Here is a 1,051-nt window from a genome sequence, read left to right on the forward strand (position 1 = left end):
GGAGAGCTCCGGACGGCATCTCAAGCAGGGGCGATAGCCCGCGGCCTCGGCGGCTGCGGCGCTGGGGTAGTAGCTGACGTTTTCCGGGCGTGGCGGTTGCGCCGGGCACACCGGCCGGCAATAGATGCCGGTGGTAAGCACCGCGGTGTAGAACAGGCCGTCGAAACGCGGGTCCCGCGCCAGGCGGGCGCGTTCGAAGGCGGGAATATCGGGGAAGGCGTTCATGGCGGCAGGTTAGCACCGCGGGGGAGGGGTGACTGGCCGTTTTCGGACGGGACCGCTGACGTAGAGAGCTATCGCGGCCATGGGCCGCTCCTACAAAAGCAGCACTGCCCTGTAGAAGCGGCCGCATCGGCGGACCGCCATGGCCGCGATACATCGATTAAACGACCGCAGCGGCGGACCGCCATGGCCGCGACACGTGCTCGACTACAGCGCCTTCCAGATCTCGGTGGCGTATTCGCGGATTGTGCGGTCGGAAGAGAACCAGCCCATGCTGGAGGTGTTGATCACCGCCGATTGCCACCACTTGTCCGGCTGCTGCCAGCGCATTTCCACCTGGCGCTGGGCGTCCCAGTAGGCGTCGAAGTCGGCGCAGACCAGGAAGCGGTCGTGCCAGGTCAGGACGTCGAGCAGGCTGTTGTAGCGGGCCGGATCCTCGGGCGAGAACTGGCCGCCGCGCAATCCGGCGAGCACCTGGGCCAGGCGTGGCGAATTCTCGATGATGTCCGAGGAGATGCCGCCGCTGCGCTGGCGCTCTTCCACCTCGGCCGCCTTGAGGCCAAAGATGAACATGTGCTCTTCCCCGATCAGTTCGCACATCTCCACGTTGGCGCCGTCCAGGGTGCCGATGGTGAGGGCACCGTTGAGGCCGAACTTCATGTTGCTGGTGCCGGACGCTTCGAAACCGGCGGTGGAAATCTGCTCCGACAAATCCGCTGCCGGAATGATGCTTTCCGCCAGGCTGACGTTGTAGTTGGGCAGGAAGACCACCTTGAGCAGATCACGGGTCAGGGGGTCGTTGTTGACCACCTTGGCCACGTCATTGGCC

2 protein-coding genes are annotated in these 1,051 nt (G+C 65.3%); both read right to left on the bottom strand.

Annotated features, from left to right (window positions below; genetic code table 11):
- A partial coding sequence (locus tag U1R88_RS35585; protein ID WP_322435557.1) for an Ada metal-binding domain-containing protein occupies positions 1-225 on the bottom strand: 225 nt, incomplete at its 3' end.
- Positions 226-429: 204 nt separating this feature from the next.
- The coding region (locus tag U1R88_RS35590) for a glycogen/starch/alpha-glucan phosphorylase (protein WP_322435558.1) at positions 430-1,051 on the bottom strand (622 nt) is incomplete at its 5' end.

Origin of the sequence: Labrys sedimenti, assembly GCF_034424805.1 — a bacterium.
Taxonomy (GTDB): domain Bacteria; phylum Pseudomonadota; class Alphaproteobacteria; order Rhizobiales; family Labraceae; genus Labrys; species Labrys sedimenti.